Genomic DNA, 16293 nt, shown 5'->3' with positions numbered 1-16293 from the left:
CACCTGCGTCACCGACAGCGCACCCTAGTCGGCGTCGCGACGCAGGGCCTCGGCGTAGGAGATCGGGCCGGAGGTGGCGGGTGCGGCGGCCGGAGCGGCGGCGGCCGGAGCCGCAGGCGCGGCCTCGGCCTGAAGGGCGACGCGGGCGCGTTCGGCCTCGGCGGCGACCTCGGCAGCGGCCTGGCGGGACTGCTGCTCGCCGCGCGTGTTCAGCGGGGCCAGAGGCGTCAGGGCCGCCGTGAGGCGACCGGCGTGCTCACCGTTCAGATAAAGGTCGAAGGCGCCCGGGTCCGACACGTCGATGACGGCAGCGGCATTGCGCGGGGCACGGTAAGCCTCTCCGGTAGCGAGCTGACGGGCGAACAGCACGCGCCCGTCGTTCATGCGCACGACGAGGCTGGCCGGGCGGCGCGCCTGAATGGTTAGATAGCTGGAGCGCGGCTCGGCCCCATAGATGGCGCCGCGCGGGTTGAAGGCGGCCTGCACGGGCGCGTCGTCGCGCGCGGTCTCGCCGACGGCGGCGGTTTCCGCGAAAGGCGCAAGGGCTTCTTCAAGACCGGGGGTGATGTAGAGGGCGGGAATGGTCTGATCGCGCGGCGCGGGCGTGGGCGCGCTGAGGCGGGTGACGCCGGGCACCTGACCCAGCGACCAGGTCTCGGGCGTCTCGACGATGGTGGTGGGGCGCGGATCAGGCAGGTTCGAGACGTGCTGATAGACGTTCCAGCCGGCCACGGCGGCCACGATCACGCCGGCAACGGCGAACCACAGGGGCGAGCGGCGGCGCACCTCGCTCACCTCGGTGCCCGTGGGGGCGCGCAGAGCCTCCGATTGCAGGGGCACCTCGGCCTTGAAGCGCTCGACCGCCAGATGCTCGTCGAGACCCAGCGCGCGGGCATAGGTCTTGAGATGACCGATGGCAAAGGCGCGCGAGGGCATGGCCGCCGCATCGTCGCCCTCAAGCGCGGTCAGATAGCGCGCGGGAATGCAGGTGGCGGCCACCATGTCGGCGAGCGAGCGGCCCAGCGCTTCGCGGCTGTGGCGCAGGCCCTGGCCGAGTGTCTCATAGTCCATGATGGACAGCGGCGGCTGCGGCGTGCGCGCGCCCTGCCAGCTGTCGGCTGGAGTGAACAGATCCGGATTATGGCCGGTATCCAGCGGCGTCATGGCGCCTGCCCCCGTACGCGTATGACCAGAACTCAGAAACTCGAAACTTTCGGGTGACAGCGACCTATCACGGCCAGCGCCCTCCCCCGAAGGCGTGCTCGAACGATCCTGTGGATAACCCATGGCCATGGCGAAAGCAATGTTTCGTTAAGTGTGAGCGAGCGCCCGAACCCGTTTCGGGACAGGCTAGAGCGCCACATTCAATTTCCGCGCCAGAGAGACGATCTCGTCACGGATGGATGCCGAGGGGGCTCCAAGCAAGGTGCCAAGGCCCTGGCGCGCGGCAGCCACGTCGAGCGACAGGATCATGCGCCGCACCGGCCCCACGCCACTGGCCGGAGCCGACAGGCGCGTATAGCCCAGCGCCAGCAGGGCGAAGGCTTCCAGCGGACGCCCGGCCATCTCTCCGCACACGGACACGGGCGTGCGGCTCTCCTCGCAGGCCTGCTGGATGCGCGACAGGGCCCGCAGGCTGGCCGGAGCGAGCGGGTCGTAACGCTCGGCGACCAGCGGATTGGTGCGGTCCGCCGCGTGCAGATACTGCATCAGGTCGTTGGTGCCGACCGAGACGAAATCGGTCAGGGGCAGCAGGGCATCGAGGTGCCACAGCAGGGCGGGCACCTCGATCATGGCCCCGACGCGCAGGCGCGAGGGCAGGGTGCGCCCGCGCCGGTTGGCCCAGTTGCACTCCACATCGACCAGCTCGCGTGCGGCGCGGAACTCCTCGACCGTGGCGATCATGGGGAACATGATGTTCAGCTCGCGCCCTGCCGAGGCGGCCAGAAGCGCGCGTAGCTGAAGGCGCAGCAGGGCGGGCCGGTCCAGCCCCAGGCGAATGGCGCGCCGTCCCAGTGCGGGGTTTTCCTCGCGCTCGGTGTCCAGATAGGGCAGCACCTTGTCACCGCCGATGTCGAGGGTGCGGAAGGTGACGGGGCGCGTGCCCGCCGTCTCCATGACCCGGCGATAGAGCGCGGTCTGGGCATCGAGGCGCGGCAGCTCCTCGGAAACCATGAACTGGAACTCGGTGCGGAACAGGCCGATGCCCTCGGCACCCGTCTCGTCGAGCAGCTCCAGATCGACGGCGAGCCCGGCATTGGCGAGCAGGGTGATGCGCTGGCCGTCCAGCGTGACGGCAGGCGTGTCCTTCAGGGCCGCGAACTCGGCGCGGCGCTGCTCGCGCACGGTGATGCGCGCGCGCACCGCCTCCAGCACGTCGGCGCGCGGGCGCAAGTAAGCCTCGCCCACCTCGGCATCGACCACCAGCAGGTCGCCCTCGGACAGGCGGTCGCGCAGGCCGGTCAGGCGACCGACGCAGGGAATCTGCAAGGCCCGCGCCACGATGGCGGCGTGGGCGGCAGGCGAGCCTTCCTCCAGCAGCAGGCCCTTCAGATGCTCGCGCGGATACTCCAGCAGGTCCGCAGGACCGAGGTTGCGCGCCACAAGGATCGCATCGTCGGGCAGCCTGCGCGCGCCGGGCTTTTCGCCCGCGAGGATGCGCAGCACGCGGTTGGCCAGATCCTCGAGGTCGTGCAGGCGCTCCTTCAGATAGGGATCGCGGGCGGCCGCAAAGCGCGCGCGGTGGCCCGAGCGCACCCGGTCCACGGCGGCCTCGGCGGTCAGACCGCCGCGCACGGCTTCTTCGAGTGAGCGCACCCAGCCGCGATCATCGGCGAACATCCTGTAGGTCTCGAGCACCTCGAAGGACGGACCGGCCAGGCCGTGACTGCCCTCCAGCATGGCATCGAGCCCGTCGCGCAAGGCGGACAGGGCGTCTTGCAGGCGCACCAGCTCGGTGGCCGTATCATCGGACAGCAGGCGCTCGGGCGCGATGGGGGCCTCGTGCAGCACCACATGGCCGATGGCGAGGCCTTCGGAAAAGCGGATGCCCTTGAGCGTCTCGGGCCGGTGCGGCGCCACCTCTACATCGCGCAGCAGGCTCTCGGGGCCAAGCAGCTCACCCCCGGCCACCAGCTCGGCCAGCACCATGGCGATGGTCTGAAGATCGTCGACCTCGCTGATGTCATAGGAGCGAGAGGCCTGGTTCTGGACCACCAGCACCCCGATGGGCCGCCCGCCGCGCAGCAGGGGCACGCCGAGAAAGGCATGATAGGGGTCTTCGCCGGTCTCGGGCCGGTAAGAGAAGCTGGGATGGGACGGCGCATCCGACAGGCTGACGGGCGCGGCCGAGCGCACCACCTCGCCCACCAGCCCCTCGCCGGGCGCAAGGCGCGTCTTGTGCACGGCGGCGGGGTTCAGGCCCTGGGTGGCGAACAGCTCCATCTCGCCATTGGCGCGGCGCAGATAGAGCGAGCAGACCTCGGCCACCATGGAGGCGGCGATGATCCGCACGGTCTGGTCCAGCCGCGCCTGGGCCGGGCCGCCATCGGCCATGGCCTCGCGGATCTGGCGCAGCAGCGGCCGTGGCACGCGCGCGGGCGGCAGGGGGCTCATCGGGGAGGGGCTCCCCTAGACATACCCCAGCCCATAGGCACCGTGCAGCGCGCGCACGGCCAGCTCGGCATAGGCAGCGTCGATCAGCACACTGATCTTGATCTCGGAGGTCGAGATGGCCTGGATGCGTATGCCCTTGTCCGACAGGGCCGTGAACATGGTCTGGGCCACGCCCGCATGGCTGCGCATGCCTACGCCCACCACCGAGACCTTGGCCACATCCTCATCGACACGCAGCTCGGCAAAGCCGATCTCTGCCTTTGCCGACTGCATCAGGTCGGAAGCCCGCGCCGCATCGCGCCGCCCGACGGTGAAGGTCAGATTGACGCTGGCATCGCTGCGCGACTGGGACTGGACGATCATGTCCACGTTCACGCTCGCCTCGGCCAGCAGGCGGAAGATCAGGGCCGGGCGGTCCACCGCATCGGGCACGCCCAGCAGGGTCACGCGCGCTTCGTCCCGGCTCATGGTCACGCCGCTCACGATCCGCTTTTCCACGATCTCCTCCTCGTCGCAGATCAAGGTGCCGCCGCCACCCGGCAGCCGCCCGTCTGCATCGGGCGTGATGAAACTGGACAATACGCGCACGGGCACGCGTCTGGCCATGGCCAGCTCGACGGAACGGGTCTGGAGCACCTTGGCCCCCAGAGACGCCATCTCGAGCATTTCCTCATAGGAGATGCGGTCGATGCGCCGCGCCTTCTGCTCGATGCGCGGATCGGTGGTATAGACCCCGTCCACGTCGGTGTAGATGTCGCAGGGGCATTCCAGCGCCGCCGCCACCGCCACCGCCGAGGTATCCGAGCCGCCCCGCCCCAAGGTGGCGATGCGACCGTCCCGCGTCACGCCCTGAAAGCCCGGCACCACCACGATCTCGCCCTTCTCCAGCGCGCGGGCCAGATTGTCTGGCGGGATGTCCTCGATGCGCGCACGCCCGTGGGCCGTGTCGGTCAGCACCGGCACCTGCCAGCCCATCATGGATCGCGCCCTGTGGCCCATGTTGCGAAGTGTCAGGGCCATCAGCCCCGCCGTGACCTGTTCGCCGGACGCGACCACGGCATCATATTCGTCATCGCACGGATCGATGCCTGCGGCGGGCTTGCCCGCTCCGTCGGTCCAGGCCACCAGCTCGTTGGTCTTGCCCGCCATGGCCGAGACGACCACGCACACCTGCCGGCCCGCGCGCACCTCGGCGGCGATGATGGCCGCGCTCCTGCGGATGCGCTCCAGATCGGCCATGGAGGTGCCGCCGAACTTCATGACAAGACGCGACGATGTTTCGGGGCGCGACATGGGCAGCGGGCGTATCCTGAAGGGCGCGACAAAGGCGGGCCTTGCCACGGGGGCCGATGGCCGCCATTTCGGTCATGCCATGACCGCTTCTAACCACACCGCTTCACCGGGCGAAAGCCCCGATGCCGGGCAGGCGCAAAACCCTGCTGCGGGCGCGTCCATCGATGCGGACGAGGTGGCCCGCTTTTCCGCTCTCGCCGATACCTGGTGGGACCCCAGGGGGCCGTTCGCGCCGCTGCACAAGCTGAACCCGGCTCGCCTTGCCTTCATCACCGCGCGGGCGGCAGAGCACTTCGGGCGCGATGCCCGCACCAGCGAGCCCTTCGCAGGCCTGAGGCTGCTGGACATCGGCTGTGGCGGCGGCCTTCTGTCCGAGCCCATGGCGCGGCTGGGCTTTCAGGTCACGGCCATCGATGCCTCGGAAAAGAACATCGGCACCGCCCGCGCCCACGCCGCGCGCATGGGCCTTTGCATCGGCTATCGCCCGGCCACGGTCGAGCAGCTGGTCGAGGAAGGGGCCGGACCGTTCGATCTGATCCTGAACATGGAAGTGGTCGAGCACGTCGCCGACCCGAAGGCCTATCTGCTTGATTCGGCGCGCCTGCTGGCGCCGGGCGGGCTGATGATCGTCTCGACCCTGAACCGCACGCTCAAGGCCCTGGCCCTGGCGAAGATCGGGGCCGAATACGTGCTGCGCTGGCTGCCTGCGGGCACCCACGACTGGCGAAAGTTCCTGACGCCCGATGAAATCCGCCTGATGCTCTCCGAGGCCCCGGTGGGCGTCGAGGGGCCGTTCGGCCTGACCTACAACCCGCTGACGGACCGCTGGCGCGAGAGCGCGGACGCGGACGTGAACTACATGATGCTGGTGCGCCGCCCCGCCTGAGCGCTTGAAAAACCTGCGTTTTCGCCAGCAGCGGGACTGGCGCGGGGTGCCCCGCGGGGTCATGATCGCCCTCGATAGAGGGAGACGCATCATGTCATCACACCTGTCCGGTTTCATGTCCCGTGCCACATCCCTGGCAGCCGCGCTGGCTGTGGCTGCAAGCCTTGGCGGTGCCGCGTGGCACCCCGGCGGGCACGATCATCACGCTCAGGCCATGAACGAGGCAGCCCGCTGCGTGGCGGCCTACACCTTTTCCGCCGGTGCCGTCTGGGGTGACGGCGAGAGCAGCGATGCGCCCCAGACCGAGGAAAACCTCGCCCGCGCCGATCGCAATCAGGCGGCGGCCACGCGCATCAGCGCGGCCATGAGCGATCATCAGCCGGCCTTTGGCCGCAGCGTCGGCGCGGCCATGGCAGAGCTGGGCCGTCATGACTACACGCACTGGTTCGAGGTCGCCGATGCCTGCGATGAAAGCCTCGCGCACCACGGGCACTAGAGGCTCTTTTCCGCCGGTGATTTCAGGCGCATAGTTGTGCCAGCGGCGCCTTGGGCTGCGCCGCGTGAACACGCTCATCCGGGGGAGTTGGTGATGTCGATTGTCGCTCTGATCGCAGGACTGGCACTGGTGCAGGATGGTCCGATCACGGACTGGCGCGAGGCGGTGCGATGTTCGGCCGTGTTCGAGAGCGCGGCGGCGGCGGAGTGGGAGGCGCACACCCGCGCGCCCGCGGCCGGTCACGATGCGCGGTCGGCGGCCTTCGACGACAAGGCCATGAGCCTGCTCGACAGCATGAACGAGCGCCTCACCCTGCGTCAGAACGAGGAAGCCGAGACCATCCGCGAGCGCGAGGCGCGCACCCTGGCGGGCCTCGGCGCGGCTGAGCGCATCGCCCGGGCCGAGGCCTGCGCCGCGCGCCTGCCCGACCCGCCGGTCCTGCCGCGCTAGGCAGACGCGGTCAGTTCAGTGTCTCCGGCCGGGGCCGTGCCGGGGGCAGGGGCGCGCAGGGCACCCCGTCCTCGCGCAGGGCGCGCACCTCGTCGGCGGTGGCATTGCCATAGATACCCCGCGCCTCCGAGCGGCCCTCATGGATGGCGCGCGCCTCGCTGGCAAAGCTGTCACCCACGTTCTCGAAGTTCGCCTCGACATGGGCACGCACCTTCTGGGCGGCCTGCATCATCATGGTCTGGACGGCCTCGGGCGAGGGGGCGGGCGCGGTCTTGCTGGTGCCCGTGACGGCGGGGGCCATGATCTGCTTTCGCGCGCGGCGCGAGGCACAGAGCGGGCACTCGACGAGGCCGCGCTCGACCTGGGCGTCGAAGTCGGCACTGTTGCTGAACCAGGCTTCGAAGGGGTGCTCGTGCTCGCAGGCGAGGGCGTAGCGGATCATGACAGCAGCGCCACTTCGCGCGTGTGTTCGAGCTGGGGGATGGCGGCGCGCGCCCGTGCGACCGCGCCGAGATCGATCTGTGCCAGAAGCACGCCGGGCGCATCGTGATCGAGGCGGGCGATCACGCTGCCCCACGGATCGACGATCATGGAGTGGCCGAAGGTCGCGCGGCCGTCCTCATGCTGGCCGCCCTGGGCAGGAGCGATGATGAAGGCGCCGGTCTCGATGGCGCGCGCGCGCAGCATGACCTCCCAGTGGGCGCGGCCCGTGGGCACGGTGAAGGCGGCAGGCACGGTGATGATCTCGGCCCCCGCCCGTGCCAGCATCCGGTAGAGATAGGCAAAGCGCACGTCATAGCAGATGGACAGGCCCGTCATGACCGGGCCGGCCTGCGTCTCGATGGCGCGCACCACGCCATGGCGACCGGGGCGGATCACGGCGCTCTCGCGGTGGCGCTCTCCTGTGGGCAGGTCCACATCGAAGACGTGAATCTTGTCATAGCGCGCCGCAACCGCGCCCGAGGCATCGATGATGAGGGTGCGGTTCACGCCGCGCGCCTCGCCCCCAGGCGCGTCCGCCTGCGAGGCGTCGTCGCGCACGATGACCGAGCCGATCACCAGAGGCACGGCCAGCTCGCGGGCCAGGGCCTGAAACCCCGCCACCGCCGGATCCTCGCCTTCAGTGCGCAGGGTCGCCTCGCGCCGCTCGCGCCGGATCTCCAGCAGGTTCGAGCCTTCGGGCGTGACGATCAGCTGCGCGCCCTCGCCCGCCGCCTGACGGATCAGGGGCGCGATGTGCGAAAACCCCGCCTCGGCGCTGGCCGGCGTGCGGCTCTGGATCAGCCCGATCTTGAGCGCGCGCCCTGTCATGTTCAGGCCGCCAGCATGGCGTCCAGACGCCCCTCGGCATCGAGCGCGTGAAGGTCGTCGCACCCGCCCACATGGGTGTCGTTGATGAAGATCTGCGGATAGGTCATGCGCCCCGAACGCTCGCGCATCTCGGCCTTCTTCTCGGGGTCCATGGAGGCGACAATCTCCACATAGTCGACGCCCTTGTCGCGCAACAGGGCTTCGGCCCGCGCACAGAAGGGGCAGAAGGGCTTGGTGTAGATCTCGACCTTGGCCACGCGGTCAACTCCTTGCAGTGTCTGATGTCCGGCCCGGTCAGGGCAGATGCGGACGCTTTGGCCCCTATCTGGGAAGCGCACGGGCCGATTTCACCCTCGCCAGCACCAGAAGGTCAACGCTTCGTGCGCCCGCCTGTTTCAGCGCCCGCGCACAGGCCTCGGCGGTGGCCCCTGTGGTCAGCACGTCATCGACCAGCAGGATGCGCCGTCCGCGCACCGCCATCGCGCCTGCCCGGCTCACGCCAAATGCCGCCGCCACATTGCGCTGGCGCCCCCGCGAGGACAGCCCGCCCTGGGTGCCCGTGTCGCGCACGCGCTGAAGGGCGTCGGCCAGATAGGTGCGATGACTGGCCCGCGCCAGAGGCCGCGCCAGTTCGGCGGCCTGGTTGAAGCGCCGGCGCAGCAGCCTTGCCGGGTGAAGCGGCACGGGCACCAGCGCGTCGCAATCCTCGATCAGGCTCACGCCCGCGCGCCTCAGCCAGAGCGTGAAGGTGGGGACCAGATCGAGGCGGTCGGCGTGCTTGAGGCGCAGGACCAGATCGCGCGAGTGCTCGTCATAGACAAAGGCCGCGCGGGCGCGGTCGAAGGCGGGGGGAGCGGCCTCGCACCCGAGGCATCTGTGTCCGGGCGAAAGGGTGTCGTGATCGTCCGCCATGCCCGCCCCGCATCCGTCGCAGACGGGCTCCTCGAGGAAGGTGATGCGCGACCATGCCATGGCCGACAGGCCGCCAGAGCCGCTCAGGCCGTCGTCGTCCACATCCGGCAGCATCAGGGCGGCCACGGCCCGCCCGAGCCGGCCCGCCCCGCGCCGCGCCGCGCCGGGAAGGTCGCCCGCGCGCTGGCGCAGGGCATCGAGCACTGCGGCCTGAGCGAGCCAAGGCGCCAGCGGCCCTTTTCTCGGGCGCGCGATGGGGCCATCTTCTGCGTCCATGAGCCCAGCCCTCCCGCCAGACCTGTTCGACACGAGACGGCGCGCGCTGCGCCTTGGCCGTGCGCGCCTCGATCAGGCCAGCTTCCTGCATGATCGCGCCGCCGACAATGCCCTCGAGACCATTGCCGCCACCAATCGCGATTTCGGCCAAGGGCTCGACCTGTCCGATCACGCCGGGCTCGTGAGCGCGAGGGCGGCAGAACACGGCGTCGGTGTCGCCTTTGCGCCAGCCCGGATCGAGGCCCTGAGCGAGGGGGCGGGGGCGGCCCTGATCGTCTCGGTGCTGTCGCTGCACTGGGTCAGCGACCTGCCCGGCGCGCTGGTGCGTATCCGCCGGGCGCTGCGGCCCGACGGGCTGTTTCTGGGCTCGATGCTGGGCGGGACAACCCTTGGCGAGCTGCGCCAGGTGTTGATGGAGGCCGAGCTTGAGATCCTGGGCGGCACTGGCCCGCGCATCTCACCGTTTGCGGACGGCTTTGACGGAGCGGCGCTGCTGCAGCGCGCGGGCTTTGCCCTGCCGGTGTGCGAGGTGGACCGGGTGAGCGTGCGCTATGGCAGCGTGTCCGCCCTGATGCACGACCTGCGCCTCATGGGCGAGACCCATGTGCCGCCGGGGCCGGTGCGCCCGCTGCGCCGCGACGTGCTGGCGCGCGCCGAGGCGCTCTATCGCGAGCGTTTCAGCGACGAGGAGGGCCGCCTGAAGGCCAGTTTCGACATCATCCATCTGGCGGGCTGGGGCCCTGACGAAAGTCAGCAGAAGCCGCTCAGGCGCGGCTCGGCCAGGGTGCGCCTCGCCGATGCGCTGGGCGTGCGCGAGCACACGGGCGATGACGGCTGAGCCTGTGCCGCCGCTCGGGCCGCAGACTGGCGCGCGTCAAAGCGGTGGACGAAGGGCGGGCTCGGGTTTAATCAGGCGCTGAAGCCTGGCGCTCGCCTGCGATATTTTCGGCGATGTCGTCCGCCCTTTTCTTGCCTGCCTCGTTTTTCCCCTGCCTCGTTTCGGTTTTTCTCCGGGAGCCTGCTTGATGTTGCTGCGGAACGTGATGGTCCTGCTTGCCGGTGCCCTGATGCTGGCGGCGTGCGGCGGACGCGCCAACCAGACGCCGGTCTATACGGGCACACTGCCGGTCGCCGATCCGGTGGCGGCCACCGTCGGCGACTATCGCGTGGGACCGTTCGACACCATCGAGGTGACGGTGTTCGGGGTCGAGGACCTGTCGGGCACCTATCGCATCGACGGCTCGGGCCGTCTGGTCATGCCGCTGATCGGCCCCATCGAGGCGGCGGGGCTGGGCTCGGCCGAGCTGTCCGAGCGCATCGCGGCGGCCTATGGCGCGCGCTATCTTCGCAATCCCAGCGTTTCGGTGCGCCTGACCGAGCTGGTCAGCCAGCGCGTGACCATCAGCGGCGCGGTGACCGAGCCGCAGGTGGTGCCGATCATGGGCCGCCTGACCCTGTTGCAGGCGGTGGCCCAGGCCAAGGGCGTGACGCCGCTGGCGGACCGCTCGAACGTGGTGGTGCTGCGCACCATCGGCGGGCAGCGCATGGCCGCGCGCTTCGACCTGAGCCTGATCGAGAGCGGCGAGATGGCGGACCCCGAGCTTTATGCGGGCGACGACGTGATCGTGGACACCTCGCGCGCACGACAGCTCATCCGCGAGGTGGCACCTCTGGGCACTGTGCTCGGCGTGTTCCGCCTGCTGGTCAATTGAGGCCCTGAGGGTCAGGGCGCGGGTCTTTGCTCTTGAGCGTGGCCCGGTTTCGGACGTAATCGTTGAGTGGCGTGCCTCTGAGAGGGGGCTTGGAGCGGGGAAGCAGACGTGGACGACAGGCTGAACACACGCGCACGCGGCCGCGACTATGACGTATTCGATTCCCAGGACGGCGGCGGGCTGAACCTCGATCTGCGCCGCGTCTGGCACATCATCGTCAAGCGCCGCCTGACCATCGGGGCCATCATCGCCCTGACCCTGATCCTCGGTCTGGCCTACACCCTGCTGGCCACGCCCATCTATCGCGCCACCGCCGTGATCCAGGTGGACCGCGAGGAAGCGCGGGTCGTCAATGTCGAGGGCGTGCTGCCTGCCGACAGCGCCGGGGCTCCCCAGGAGTTCTACCAGACCCAGGTGGGCCTGCTGACCAGCCGGGCGCTGGCCCAGCGCGTCGTCACCGAGCTGGGTCTGGCGCGCGATGACCGCTTCATCGCCTCCAACCGCCTCAGCGACCGGGCCGCAGGCGCCGCCAACGGGCGCCCCGCCCGTGCGGGTGCGGACTCGGCGGTGCAGCGCAACCGCGAGGCCGTGGACCAGCTGCTGAAGAACCTGCAGGTGCGCCCGCCGGTCAACTCGCGCCTGATCAGCATCTCCTACGAGAGCCCCGATCCGCGCCTCGCCCAGCGTGTGGTCAATGCGGTGGCCGAGAACTTCATCGCCTCGAACCTGGAGCGCCGCTTCGAGGCCTCGTCCTATGCCCGCCGCTTCCTGGAAGAGCGCATCCAGCAGCTTCGCGTGCGTCTCGAGGAAGCCGAGAGCGAGCTGGTGGCCTATGCCTCGCAGGAGCGCATCATCTCCATTCCCGGCGCGGCCAACGACGGGCGCGGGCGCTCTCTGGTCAGCTCATCGCTTGAGGCGCTGAACGCCTCGCTGGCCACGGCTCGCGCCGAGCGCGTCACCGCCGAACAGCGCTGGCGCGCGGCCTCGGCCGCCTCGGGCCTCGCCCTGTCCGAGATTCTGGCCAGCCCGACCATCCAGAACCTGCGCTCGCGCCGGGCGGACCTGTCGGCCCAGTATCAGGAGCAGCTGACCCGCTTCCAGCCCGAATACCCCAGCGTGCAGCAGCTTGCCGCCCAGATTGCCGAGCTGGACCGCCAGATCGAGGCCGAGGCCCGCGACGTGCGCAACGCCCTGCGCGCACGCTATCAGGCGGCGCTGAACGAAGAGCGCACGCTCCAGTCCGAGATCACCTCGCTCGAGAACGCCGCGCTCGATCTCGACCGCCGCTCGATCCGCTACAACATCCTCCAGCGCGAGCTGGACACCAACCGCACCCTCTATGACGGCCTGCTGCAACGCTATCGCGAGATCGGCATCGCGGGCGGGGTGGGCACCAACAATGTCTCGGTGGTCGATCGCGCCGATGCGCCCCAGGTGCCGGTGCACCCGGTCCCGGCCATCATTCTGGTGCTGGCCCTGGTGCTGGGCACCGTGCTGGCCACGGTGGCCGTGTTCGTCCTCGAGTATCTCGATGAATCGCTCAAGACCCCTGAGGAGGTCGAGACCAAGCTGGGCCTGCCGCTTCTGGGCAGTGTCCCGCTGCTGCCCTCGGGCGTCGAGCCCGCCGTGGCCATCCGCGACCCGCGCTCGGCCTTCTCTGAGGCCTACAACTCGGTGCGCTCGGCCCTGCAATTCGCGCGGCGCACCGGCCTGCCGCGCACCATGCTCATCACCTCGTCCCAGCCGGCCGAGGGCAAGACCACCAGCTCGATCTCGCTGGCGCGCACCTTTGCCCGCACGGGTCGCGCGGTGCTGCTGATCGACGGCGACATCCGCGATCCGTCGCTGCACAAGGCCTTTTCGGCACCCAACCGCATGGGGCTGGCCTCGATCCTGGAAGGGCGCGACACGCTCGAGCGCTCGGTGCAGAAGACCGATCAGGAGAACCTTACCCTGCTGCCGTCCGGCCCGCGCCCCGTCAGCCCCGCCGATGTGCTGGCCGGGCCGGAGCTGTCGCGCCTGCTCACCGATGCGGCCAGCCAGTATGACCTGGTGATCGTGGACGGCCCGCCGGTCATGGGTCTGGCCGACTCTCCGCTGATCTCGCGCGCGGTCGAGGTGGTGGTGTTCGTGGCCGGAGCCGGGGGCATCCGCCGCGCCGGAGCCCAGACCGCCATCGCGCGCCTCAACGCGGCCGGGGCCGACATCATCGGCGGCATCCTCGAGAAGTTCGACGCCAAGCGCTCCAGCTATGGCGGCTATGGCTACGACTACGCCTACTCCTACGACTACGGCAACGAGCCGGAGCCGGCGAAGTCGCGCAAGTCCAAGTCGGTCGCCTGAGCCTGAACGCCCATGGTTCTCGAAGACCCCCGCACACCGCCTCCGCCCCGCAAGCGCCGCAGGCTCTCGTCCGGGGGGGAGGGCACAGCGCCTGGCAGAAGCGGCTCCCAGCCCAAGGGCCCGCCGGGCTGGGCACGCCTCGCGCTGATCGGTGTAGCTCTCGTGCTGGCCTTGGTGATCGGGCGTCATCACATCGGCGAGATGCTGATCTCGCGCGATCCGTCCCTGGCGGTGATGGTCAATGGCGGCAGCCACCGCGCCTGGAGCGCCCACGCTGAGCGCCTGATCGCCAATGCAGGCGAGGACACGCGCCAGCGGGCCGAGGCCGAGGCCGCCGCCCGCCGGGCCATCGCGCGCAATCCCATCGACCACGCCGCCTTTCGCGTGCTGGGCCGCGCCTCGGCCGAGCGCGAGGATGTGGGCGCCGCCGATCTCTATTTCGATGCCGCCTGGCGCCGCTCGCGCCGCGACACCCCAACCGCCCTGTGGTGGTTCTATCGCAGCTTGCAGGACGGCAACTTTGAGCGCGCCTTCGCCAGTGCCGATTCCGTGCTGCGCCGCCGCAACGAGACGCGCGAGAGCCTCTATCCGATCATCAGCGCCGTGGTGGCCACAGACGAGCAGGCGCTGAGCCCGCTGGTGGCACGCCTGCGCTTTGCCCCGCGCTGGCGCGACAGTTTCATCCAGCACTACACCGATGAAGCCGCCAGTGCCGCCGGGCCCTATCGCCTGATCGATGCCTTACGCCGTGGCAACAGCGCGCCCACTGACCGCGAGATGGGCTATTATCTGGCGCGCCTGACCCGCGAGGGCAGTTATCAGGCGGCCTATGTAGCCTGGGCCCAGCACCTGCCCGCCGATCGCCACGATGGCCTGTCGCTGGTCTATGACGGCGACTTCGAGAACGCGCCGGGCATTCCGCCCTTCGACTGGCGCCTCAGTCCCCTGCCTCAGGCCCTGCTTGAGATTGCCGGCTCGCCCCAGCGCGAGGGCTCGGCGCTCTATGTGGAATATTCGGGCACCACGGCTGCGCCCTGGCTGGTCGAGCAGATGCTGGTGCTGCCTGCGGGCGACTATGTGCTGGGCGTGGACGTGCTGGTCGAAAGTCTCGACGAGACCGACCGCATGATCTGGACCGTGCGCTGCGAGCGCGGACCGGTGCTGCTGGAGCTGCGCGTGCCCGACCGCGCGACCACATGGCAGAGACTTCAGGGCGGCATCCGCGTGCCCGCCGAGGGCTGCCCGGCCCAGAGGCTGATGCTGCGGGCGGTGCCCGGCGACATCCTCGCGCCCATGGTGGTGTGGGTCGATGCGCTCAGCGTGGAGCGTGGCACCTTTGTCGCGCCCGAGGCCAGCGAGAGCGCCGTGCGCGCCGATCCGGCCCCTGCGCCTGCGGCCCCCGCCACGGCGCGGCCCGATTTCGACCTGTCCATCGGTGCGGCGCGCACTGAAGCCGAGCCGGGGAGCCCGTCATGACGCGCCTGCATCCGCGCAATCTGGCCCGGCGCGAAGGCGCGTTCGAGCTTCTGTTCCTGATCGTTCTGGCCGCAGGGCTGGTGCTGGGCGGGGCCTCGCGGGGCAATCCGCTGGCCAGCCTGATCATCCAGCTGATCAGCCTGCCCCTGCTGGGCTGGGCGGTGTGGCGCCTGCTGGAGCGCGGCGTCACGCGCATCGAGCGCGCGCTGGTGGTGCTGGTGGGCATCATGATGATCTGGCCGCTGGTCCAGCTCATACCTCTGCCTGTGGGCCTGTGGGCGAGCCTTGGCGGACGCGCCGAGCTGGCCGCCGAGCTGAACGGCCTGATGCTCAATCCCGCCAGCCGCCCGCTGTCGCTGAGCCCGGATCGCACCTTTGGCACCTGGCTGGATTTCCTGCCCTTCGTGGCGGTGCTGCTGGCGACGCTGTCGCTGGGATCGGGTGCGCGCAACCGGGCCATCTGGCTGATCGTGGGCGCGGCGGTGATCAGTCTGACCTTAGGCGTCATGCAACAGATCGGCGGGCCTGAAAGCGTGCTGCGCTTCCACAGCCTGAACACCACCCATTCGCCCGTGGGCCTGTTCGCCAACCGCAACAATTTCGGCGTCTTCCTCGCCTGTGTGCTGCCGCTCACCGTCTATCTGGCCCTGCGGCCCGGCCTCGTGAACGGGGTGATCGGCAAGCTGGCGCTGGGGGCTGTGGGCATTGCGCTGCTGGGCGGTGTGGCGCTGTCCGGCTCGCGCGCCGCTCTGGTGCTGCTGGCCCTGTCGGTGATCCTGAGCGGCGTGCTTGCGGTGCGCGGCCTGATGGCGCGCCTGCCCCGTCAGGGCAAGCCCGTGCGCGTCGGCCCGCTGCGCCTTGCCCCGCGCACGGCCCTGTTCGCTGGCGCAGGCCTGGTCAGCATCGCCCTGATCGCCGCCGTGGCGCTGGGCACCATCGCGCTCGGCACCCAGTGGCAGGCGGTCAACCGCATGATGATCGCCGACGACACGGTGCGCGGCCAGCTGGTCACGCGCTCGGTGGAGCTGGGCACGCAGTATCTGCCCTTTGGCGCAGGCGGCGGCGCGTTCGAGCGCGTCTATGCCGCCGTCGAGCCGGTCGAGGAGCTGAGCGAGGGCTATCCCAATCAGGTCCACAACGATTATGTCGAGGTGTTCCTGGAGTTCGGCCTGATCGGCGCTCTGGTGCTGGTGGCGGGGCTGATCGTGGTGGGGCTGGCCGCGGCCAATGGCTGGGAGCGCTCGCGCCGGGGCATCAGCATGGCTGCCTTTGCCAGCATTCCGGTGCTGTTGCTTCTGGCCCACTCGGTGGTGGAGTTCCCGCTGCGCACCTTTGCGCTGTCGATGGTGTTCGCCTTCCTCGTCGGCCTGATCACCGCGCCCCAGTCGAGCATACCCGAGCGCGACAGCGTCTGAGCCCACGCAACGCCGTCACAATCGGAGCCTAAAGCGGTGCCGCGTGCCCTCGCCCCTTGCGCCGGGGCCCAAAAGGGGGCACGGCCCGGTTATTCTTTGAAGTCAGGG

The 16293-nt window shown here is 69.9% G+C and carries 15 protein-coding genes; 8 read left to right on the top strand and 7 right to left on the bottom strand.

What is annotated here, in order from left to right; translation table 11 throughout:
- Window positions 1–24: 24 nt before the first annotated feature.
- From ACK4E3_RS05890 to ACK4E3_RS05880, 3 genes are all read right to left on the bottom strand, one after another.
- Window positions 25–1164, bottom strand: a complete 1140-nt coding sequence (locus ACK4E3_RS05890) for a helix-turn-helix domain-containing protein (RefSeq protein ID WP_409697703.1) — start codon at window positions 1162–1164, stop codon at window positions 25–27.
- Window positions 1165–1350: 186 nt separating this feature from the next.
- Window positions 1351–3615 carry a phosphoenolpyruvate--protein phosphotransferase gene (gene ptsP / locus ACK4E3_RS05885; protein WP_409697700.1) on the bottom strand — a complete coding sequence of 755 codons (2265 nt, stop codon included), beginning with the start codon at window positions 3613–3615 and terminating at the stop codon, window positions 1351–1353.
- Between the two features lie 15 nt (window positions 3616–3630).
- Window positions 3631–4908, bottom strand: coding sequence for an aspartate kinase (locus ACK4E3_RS05880; RefSeq protein ID WP_409697697.1), 1278 nt, complete (start codon window positions 4906–4908; stop codon window positions 3631–3633).
- A gap of 79 nt (window positions 4909–4987) precedes the next feature.
- On the opposite strand from ACK4E3_RS05880, the gene ubiG reads away from it, so the two are divergent.
- From ubiG to ACK4E3_RS05865, 3 genes are all read left to right on the top strand, one after another.
- The gene (gene ubiG / locus ACK4E3_RS05875) at window positions 4988–5794 is read left to right on the top strand and encodes a bifunctional 2-polyprenyl-6-hydroxyphenol methylase/3-demethylubiquinol 3-O-methyltransferase UbiG (protein WP_409701116.1); all 807 of its coding nucleotides are present in this window, start codon (window positions 4988–4990) and stop codon (window positions 5792–5794) included.
- Window positions 5795–5885: 91 nt separating this feature from the next.
- The gene (locus ACK4E3_RS05870; RefSeq protein ID WP_409697694.1) at window positions 5886–6290 is read left to right on the top strand and encodes a hypothetical protein; all 405 of its coding nucleotides are present in this window, start codon (window positions 5886–5888) and stop codon (window positions 6288–6290) included.
- A gap of 93 nt (window positions 6291–6383) precedes the next feature.
- Window positions 6384–6740, top strand: coding sequence for a hypothetical protein (locus tag ACK4E3_RS05865; protein WP_409697691.1), 357 nt, complete (start codon window positions 6384–6386; stop codon window positions 6738–6740).
- A 10-nt stretch (window positions 6741–6750) separates the two neighbouring features.
- On the opposite strand, the gene ACK4E3_RS05860 is transcribed toward ACK4E3_RS05865, so the two are convergent.
- The 4 genes from ACK4E3_RS05860 to ACK4E3_RS05845 all read right to left on the bottom strand — a co-directional run bounded on the left by ACK4E3_RS05860 (window position 6751) and on the right by ACK4E3_RS05845 (window position 9239).
- Complete coding sequence (locus ACK4E3_RS05860) at window positions 6751–7182, bottom strand: DUF1178 family protein (protein ID WP_409697688.1); 432 nt, start codon at window positions 7180–7182, stop codon at window positions 6751–6753.
- Window positions 7179–8051 (bottom strand): carbon-nitrogen hydrolase family protein, encoded by an 873-nt coding sequence (locus tag ACK4E3_RS05855; protein WP_409697685.1) that lies wholly within the window; start codon window positions 8049–8051, stop codon window positions 7179–7181. Before ACK4E3_RS05855 ends, ACK4E3_RS05860 begins: the two co-directional genes overlap by 4 nt.
- Window positions 8052–8053: 2 nt before the next feature.
- On the bottom strand, window positions 8054–8308 hold the full coding sequence (gene grxC, locus ACK4E3_RS05850; RefSeq protein WP_409697682.1) for a glutaredoxin 3: 255 nt from the start codon (window positions 8306–8308) through the stop codon (window positions 8054–8056).
- Window positions 8309–8372: 64 nt separating this feature from the next.
- Window positions 8373–9239, bottom strand: coding sequence for a ComF family protein (locus tag ACK4E3_RS05845; RefSeq protein WP_409697679.1), 867 nt, complete (start codon window positions 9237–9239; stop codon window positions 8373–8375).
- On the opposite strand from ACK4E3_RS05845, the gene ACK4E3_RS05840 reads away from it, so the two are divergent.
- From ACK4E3_RS05840 to ACK4E3_RS05820, 5 genes are all read left to right on the top strand, one after another.
- Window positions 9238–10077 carry a methyltransferase domain-containing protein gene (locus tag ACK4E3_RS05840; protein WP_409697676.1) on the top strand — a complete coding sequence of 280 codons (840 nt, stop codon included), beginning with the start codon at window positions 9238–9240 and terminating at the stop codon, window positions 10075–10077. The two genes, ACK4E3_RS05845 and ACK4E3_RS05840, sit on opposite strands and share 2 nt — an antisense overlap.
- Before the next feature lie 187 nt (window positions 10078–10264).
- The gene (locus tag ACK4E3_RS05835) at window positions 10265–10951 is read left to right on the top strand and encodes a polysaccharide biosynthesis/export family protein (RefSeq protein WP_409697673.1); all 687 of its coding nucleotides are present in this window, start codon (window positions 10265–10267) and stop codon (window positions 10949–10951) included.
- Between the two features lie 108 nt (window positions 10952–11059).
- Window positions 11060–13294: a GumC family protein gene (locus ACK4E3_RS05830; protein WP_409697670.1), complete on the top strand. Its 2235-nt coding sequence runs from the start codon at window positions 11060–11062 to the stop codon at window positions 13292–13294.
- Window positions 13295–13456: 162 nt separating this feature from the next.
- The gene (locus ACK4E3_RS05825; protein ID WP_409697667.1) at window positions 13457–14770 is read left to right on the top strand and encodes a hypothetical protein; all 1314 of its coding nucleotides are present in this window, start codon (window positions 13457–13459) and stop codon (window positions 14768–14770) included.
- A complete protein-coding gene (locus ACK4E3_RS05820; RefSeq protein WP_409697664.1) occupies window positions 14767–16185 on the top strand; it encodes an O-antigen ligase family protein in 1419 nt (472 codons plus the stop codon). Before ACK4E3_RS05825 ends, ACK4E3_RS05820 begins: the two co-directional genes overlap by 4 nt.
- Window positions 16186–16293 lie beyond the last annotated feature (108 nt).

The organism is Brevundimonas sp., from assembly GCF_046299595.1.
Taxonomy (GTDB): Bacteria; Pseudomonadota; Alphaproteobacteria; order Caulobacterales; family Caulobacteraceae; genus Brevundimonas.
The sequence above is the reverse complement of the archived record's forward strand: the minus strand, read 5'-3'. Positions and strand labels throughout refer to the sequence as shown.

What these genes read in the sequence shown, in the direction of transcription:
- ACK4E3_RS05855 (WP_409697685.1), bottom strand. Translation starts at nt 8,051, where the DNA reads ATGACAGGGCGCGCGCTCAAGATCGGGCTGATCCAGAGCCGCACGCCG.
- ptsP (WP_409697700.1), bottom strand. Translation starts at nt 3,615, where the DNA reads ATGAGCCCCCTGCCGCCCGCGCGCGTGCCACGGCCGCTGCTGCGCCAG.
- ACK4E3_RS05865 (WP_409697691.1), top strand. Translation starts at nt 6,384, where the DNA reads ATGTCGATTGTCGCTCTGATCGCAGGACTGGCACTGGTGCAGGATGGT.
- ACK4E3_RS05835 (WP_409697673.1), top strand. Translation starts at nt 10,265, where the DNA reads ATGTTGCTGCGGAACGTGATGGTCCTGCTTGCCGGTGCCCTGATGCTG.
- ACK4E3_RS05820 (WP_409697664.1), top strand. Translation starts at nt 14,767, where the DNA reads ATGACGCGCCTGCATCCGCGCAATCTGGCCCGGCGCGAAGGCGCGTTC.
- ubiG (WP_409701116.1), top strand. Translation starts at nt 4,988, where the DNA reads ATGACCGCTTCTAACCACACCGCTTCACCGGGCGAAAGCCCCGATGCC.
- ACK4E3_RS05890 (WP_409697703.1), bottom strand. Translation starts at nt 1,164, where the DNA reads ATGACGCCGCTGGATACCGGCCATAATCCGGATCTGTTCACTCCAGCC.
- ACK4E3_RS05870 (WP_409697694.1), top strand. Translation starts at nt 5,886, where the DNA reads ATGTCATCACACCTGTCCGGTTTCATGTCCCGTGCCACATCCCTGGCA.
- ACK4E3_RS05840 (WP_409697676.1), top strand. Translation starts at nt 9,238, where the DNA reads ATGAGCCCAGCCCTCCCGCCAGACCTGTTCGACACGAGACGGCGCGCG.
- ACK4E3_RS05845 (WP_409697679.1), bottom strand. Translation starts at nt 9,239, where the DNA reads ATGGACGCAGAAGATGGCCCCATCGCGCGCCCGAGAAAAGGGCCGCTG.
- ACK4E3_RS05880 (WP_409697697.1), bottom strand. Translation starts at nt 4,908, where the DNA reads ATGTCGCGCCCCGAAACATCGTCGCGTCTTGTCATGAAGTTCGGCGGC.
- ACK4E3_RS05860 (WP_409697688.1), bottom strand. Translation starts at nt 7,182, where the DNA reads ATGATCCGCTACGCCCTCGCCTGCGAGCACGAGCACCCCTTCGAAGCC.